Here is a 5,235-nt window from a genome sequence, read left to right as displayed (position 1 = left end):
TATTCTTAGTTTTATATTTTCCCCAATCGGAATTATCACATGGATTATCTCACTATTTAGTAAAGATCCTGAAAAAAAACAAGTTGGACATATTTGTCTCTATATCGCATTAATCTCATTTATCCTTTTGGCAGGCCTCGGCATTATTACTTTTTTCACGATGACTACAATTACTACTATAGAATAGCTATAGAAAGGATGATTGTTTTGGGAGAACACCCTATCACCAAAGAGCTACGCTATATACGAATATGCTTAGTTATTTTAGTAATCGTTCTTTTATTTTTCAACAGTGAAAAAGTCGTTGAAATTTCTACAAATCATGATTCCATAGAAAATGTTCCCACCAGTAATATGACACAAATCGCGGAAAATACATTCGCTATTCAAGAATATAATCCATTACTAAGTAGCGAAAATACAATTAAGATTTCCAAATATAATCCAGATACAAATCAACTTACTCTCGTCAAAGAAGTTAATTCTAGTGATTCGAATTCTTATACTTATCAACTTAATGAGACCGAATAAAGTGAAACTTTAATCAGCCCTCACCAATCGGGCTGCCCGGCAAATAGCGGAATAAAGATAAGAGCATTACATATCTCTTATCTTTTTGTTTGCAACTCTTTGTACAATGAGTTGCAATTTAATAATTCTCTAGGATTCCCACATTCCACAATAGTCCCATTCTTTATGACAACAACACAATCTGCTATCATCGCTCTCTCTACATCATGTGTTGCCACAATTCTCGTTACATCTCTTCCTATCCCTTCAATCATATTCCAAACCAGTTCTTGATTGCCCGGATCTAACCCAGCCGTCGGTTCATCTAAAATAATAAGAGTTGGATTTGATACAATCGCGCGCAAGAATGCAAGACGTTTTCTTTCGCCTCCCGAAAACTCTTCACCGCTTTTATGTAGCACAGTTTGACTCCCTTCAGGTAACCCTCTAATAATCGGCCTTGCATTTATAAGTTCACTATTTTTTTCTAACTGATTTTCTAAACCCTCTTCCCCGAAATACATATTCTCTGTTACCGTCGTTCGGAAAAAACGTGGTTCTTGCCACACTGTAGTCATACGAGCTTCATTACCATAATAAGCAATGCTACCGTTAGATGGTTTATACAAGCCCGTTATTAACTTTAAAAGCGTTGTTTTTCCTGCACCGCTTTCTCCCACAATCATAACGAGTTCACCAGGACGAATTTGCAAATCAATATTATGAATTCTGCATTTCTCTTCGTCATTCTCCTGAAATGAAACATTTGTTATCCTGATCCCCATCGCTCTTTCTACATTGCTATCTGCTGCTCGTTTATTTAAAAAGCAAAAAGCTCTATTTGCCGAAGCGACTGCAACTTGTGTCATTATTAATAAATCGCCCACATAACGGACAGGGAAAAAGAGCATCTCAATTGTCGCTAACACTGCAATGAGTGAACCAACTTCTATTTCTCCCCTCATTATTTTTTGTGCACCTATAATGAGAACAACAATATATGCTCCTGTTTCAATCACCGTTCCAACTACTCCAATGCAATGTTGCATCATCGTCTTCTTTACTTCTGATTTATACGATTGTGCCGTTACTCTTTTAAATAAGCGAATTGCCCATTTTTCTTTTTGTAAACTCCGCAAATCTTGTATCCCCTTTACAAACTGTGACACCATCTCTACAACACTTGAGTGATTTTTTTGAGAAACGCTTGCAATATCTCTTACCTTTTCTCCCATCAGTATTGGAACAATTGTACTTAAAAATAAAAACGGAGTTACCCACAATATAAACTGTATATCTATATGTTGTAGTGCTATGAAAGCTCCAATAAATTGGGCAATAGCGTGTATATATTCTATTAATATAGAGCCATATAATCTGACCCAGTTCGGAATATCAGACACGACCAAAGTTTCTAACTCTCCTTGCTTAATCTTCTCACTCTCTTCAAACGGTAATGAGAAATAGTGACGCAATAATTCTATACGTTTCGTTTGTAATATACGTTGACTCGCTTTTGAACTTATATAATCAAATAAAAGATTGTTCGCCCACATTAAAAAGTGACTACCCGCAAACAAAGCTATATATACATACGCACCTTTTAGCTCCCTTTGAATAAGATTGTCTACAATTAATCCCATGAAAATTGGGCGGGATAAATTTAAAATGGCAGCAATTATCCCACTACATACAGCTGCTATTACTAATATTTTTTCTTTCTGTAACGGTAACAAAATTCTTTTATATTCTTTCATGACGTTTCCTCCATTTTTCGTAGTAAAAAAGAAAGGGATGAAACCATATGGTTTCATCCCTTTCCATAAAATAAGGAAGCTAACTATTGTTAGCTTCCTTATTATTCATTTCAATTATTTAGTTCGACACTTTAGACTCTTCAATTTTCTCACGAAGAACCATTTGCAGAATACCACCGTGACGGTAGTAGTCAATTTCTACTTCACTATCGAAACGAGCTACTACTTCAAATTGTTTTTCATTGCCATCTGCATCAGTTGCAACTACTTTCACAAGATCGCGTGGTCTAACTGTTTTGTCGATTTGAATTTCAAATGACTCGTTACCAACAAGACCTAACGTTTCAGCACTTTCGCCATCTTTAAATTGAAGTGGTAGTACACCCATTAACACTAAGTTACTGCGGTGAATACGCTCAAAGCTTTCTGCAATTACTGCTTTAATACCTAGTAAGTTTGTTCCTTTCGCAGCCCAGTCACGAGAACTTCCCATACCGTAATCTTTACCAGCAACAACTAGAAGGCCTGTGCCATCTTCTTTATATTTCATAGCAGCATCATAGATAGACGTTACTTCACCTGTTGGCCAATATGTTGTATATCCGCCTTCTGTTCCTGGTGCGATTTGGTTTTTAATACGGATGTTCGCGAATGTACCACGCATCATAACTTCATGGTTACCACGACGAGAACCGTAAGAATTGAAGTCAACTGGTTGTACGCCGTTTTCTAATAAGTAGCGTCCAGCTGGTGTATGCTTACCGATTGAACCTGCTGGTGAAATGTGGTCTGTCGTTACAGAGTCACCAAATTTACCAACTACGCGTAGGCCTGATAATGTTTCAACTTCACCTGGCTCTTTAGATAATCCTTCAAAGAATGGTGGGTTTTGAATGTATGTTGAATCATTATCCCAAGTATATAACGCTTCATTTGAAGTTTGGATTTCATTCCAACGCTCATTGCTGTTAAATACTTGTGCATATTCTTTCTTGAACAGTTCAGATGTAACAACACTTTGAACTACATCTTCAATTTCTTTAGCTGATGGCCAAATATCGTTGAAGTAAACAGCATTGCCATTTGCATCTTTACCGATTTCATCATTTTTCAGGTCAATATCAACAGTACCTGCAAGTGCATATGCCACAACTAGTGGTGGTGATGCTAAGTAGTTTGCTTTTACAAGTGGGTGGATACGCCCTTCAAAGTTACGGTTACCAGATAAAACAGATGTTACTAGTAAGTCGTTTGCTGCGATTGCTTCTTCTAATTCTGGCGCTAATGGACCAGAGTTACCGATACAAGTCGTACAACCGTAACCAACTGTTTGGAAACCTAATTGATCTAAATATGTTGTTAAACCAGACTTATCTAAGTACTCAGTAACAACTTTAGATCCTGGTGCTAATGATGTTTTTACATACTCAGGTACTACAAGTCCTTTTTCAATTGCTTTCTTCGCAACTAGACCTGCTCCAATTAATACGTATGGGTTTGATGTATTTGTACAGCTTGTAATTGCAGCGATTGCAATTGCACCTGTTTTCATCGTTACTTCTTTATCTTCTAATGTAACCTTCACTTCTTTATCGAACTCTTGCTCATTAAATCCAAGTCCTTGTGTTCCAACTGGTGCTAAAACAGCTTTGTGGAACGCATCTTTCATATCTGAAAGTGGAATTAAATCTTGTGGGCGTTTCGGTCCAGAAAGGTTAGATTCGATTGTATTTAAATCAATTTCTACAAGATCAGTGTAGATTGGATCTTTACTGTCTGCTGTATAGAATAAACCGTTCGCTTTACAGTATTCTTCAACAACGCGAATTTGTTCTTCATCTCTACCTGTTAAACGTAAGTATTCTAATGAAATATCATCGATTGGGAAGAATCCACAAGTTGCGCCGTATTCTGGTGCCATATTTGAAATTGTTGCACGGTCAGCTAAAGGCATGCTCTTTAGTCCATTACCGAAGAACTCAACGAATTTACCAACTACACCTTTTTGACGTAATACTTGCGTTACTTTTAAGGCAACGTCAGTTGCTGTAGTACCACTTGGAAGTGTACCTGTTAATTTCACACCGATTACTTCAGGTACTGGGAAGTATGAAGGCTGTCCAAGCATTCCTGCTTCTGCTTCAATACCACCAACACCCCATCCAAGAACGCCGATACCATTAATCATTGTTGTATGTGAGTCTGTTCCAACTAATGAATCTGGGTATGCAACTAAGTCACCTTCAGCATTTTTCACAGCATGAACAACTGGTGCTAAATATTCAAGGTTTACTTGGTGTACAATACCTGTAGCTGGTGGAACTGCACGATAGTTATCAAATGATTTTTGTGCCCAGCTTAAAAATTTATAACGTTCTTCATTACGTTTAAACTCTAAGTCCATGTTGAATGCAAGCGCGTCTGCCGTACCCGCTCTATCAACCTGTACAGAGTGATCAATTACAAGGTCTACAGTAATTTCTGGATTGATTTTATCAGGATCTCCACCCATGTCTGCCATTGCTTTACGAAGCGAAGCCAAATCAACAACAGCTGGTACACCAGTGAAATCTTGTAAAATTACACGAGATGGTTTAAATGGAACATCGATATCTTGCACATCTTTCGTTCCCCATTTCGCTAAATTTGTAACATGCTCTTCTGTAATTACACGTCCGTCTACTTGACGAAGTACTGATTCAAGTAAAACTTTCACGGAATATGGTAATTGAGATACGTTGCCAACCCCTGCATTTTCAAGCGCTTTCAAATCATAATAATGATACGTTTTTCCATCTACTTCAAAAGTTGCACGTGATTGAAATGGATTATGTTTGACCATTATGTTTCCCCCCTGTTAAACGTGACTAAGTTGTCTGAATATAAAATGTAGACAAACTTTTCAATACCTTACGATAATATCTTATTACAACTTTCTAAATAAGTAAATAATAAGAAACTTATAGAT

General features: G+C 37.1%; 4 protein-coding genes. 2 read left to right on the top strand and 2 right to left on the bottom strand.

Features of this window, described 5'->3' with window-relative positions:
- The first annotated feature begins 1 nt into the window (after position 1).
- Together ABWK52_RS27055 and ABWK52_RS27050 are read left to right on the top strand one after the other, a co-directional pair.
- Complete coding sequence (locus tag ABWK52_RS27055; RefSeq protein ID WP_353772269.1) at positions 2-187, top strand: hypothetical protein; 186 nt, start codon at positions 2-4, stop codon at positions 185-187.
- Positions 188-198: 11 nt separating this feature from the next.
- Entirely contained in the window at positions 199-531 is a 333-nt protein-coding gene (locus ABWK52_RS27050; protein ID WP_098542271.1) for a YmzC family protein, read from the top strand.
- 77 nt (positions 532-608) lie between these two features.
- On the opposite strand, the gene ABWK52_RS27045 is transcribed toward ABWK52_RS27050, so the two are convergent.
- Entirely contained in the window at positions 609-2,267 is a 1,659-nt protein-coding gene (locus tag ABWK52_RS27045; RefSeq protein WP_098434537.1) for an ABC transporter ATP-binding protein, read from the bottom strand.
- Between the two features lie 118 nt (positions 2,268-2,385).
- Positions 2,386-5,109, bottom strand: coding sequence for an aconitate hydratase AcnA (acnA, locus tag ABWK52_RS27040; RefSeq protein ID WP_000238558.1), 2,724 nt, complete (start codon positions 5,107-5,109; stop codon positions 2,386-2,388).
- Between the last annotated feature and the right edge of the window lie 126 nt (positions 5,110-5,235).

The sequence above is a fragment of the Bacillus sp. AP50 genome, from assembly GCF_040492675.1.
In the GTDB taxonomy this organism is placed as follows: Bacteria; Bacillota; Bacilli; order Bacillales; family Bacillaceae_G; genus Bacillus_A; species Bacillus_A cereus.
Note: the sequence above shows the minus strand (reverse complement) of the source record. Positions and strands in the feature narration are given on the sequence as shown.

Excerpts from the sequence above, each read along its gene's own strand:
- ABWK52_RS27050 (WP_098542271.1), top strand. The coding sequence starts at position 199 with ATGATTGTTTTGGGAGAACACCCTATCACCAAAGAGCTACGCTATATA.
- acnA (WP_000238558.1), bottom strand. The coding sequence starts at position 5,109 with ATGGTCAAACATAATCCATTTCAATCACGTGCAACTTTTGAAGTAGAT.
- ABWK52_RS27045 (WP_098434537.1), bottom strand. The coding sequence starts at position 2,267 with ATGAAAGAATATAAAAGAATTTTGTTACCGTTACAGAAAGAAAAAATA.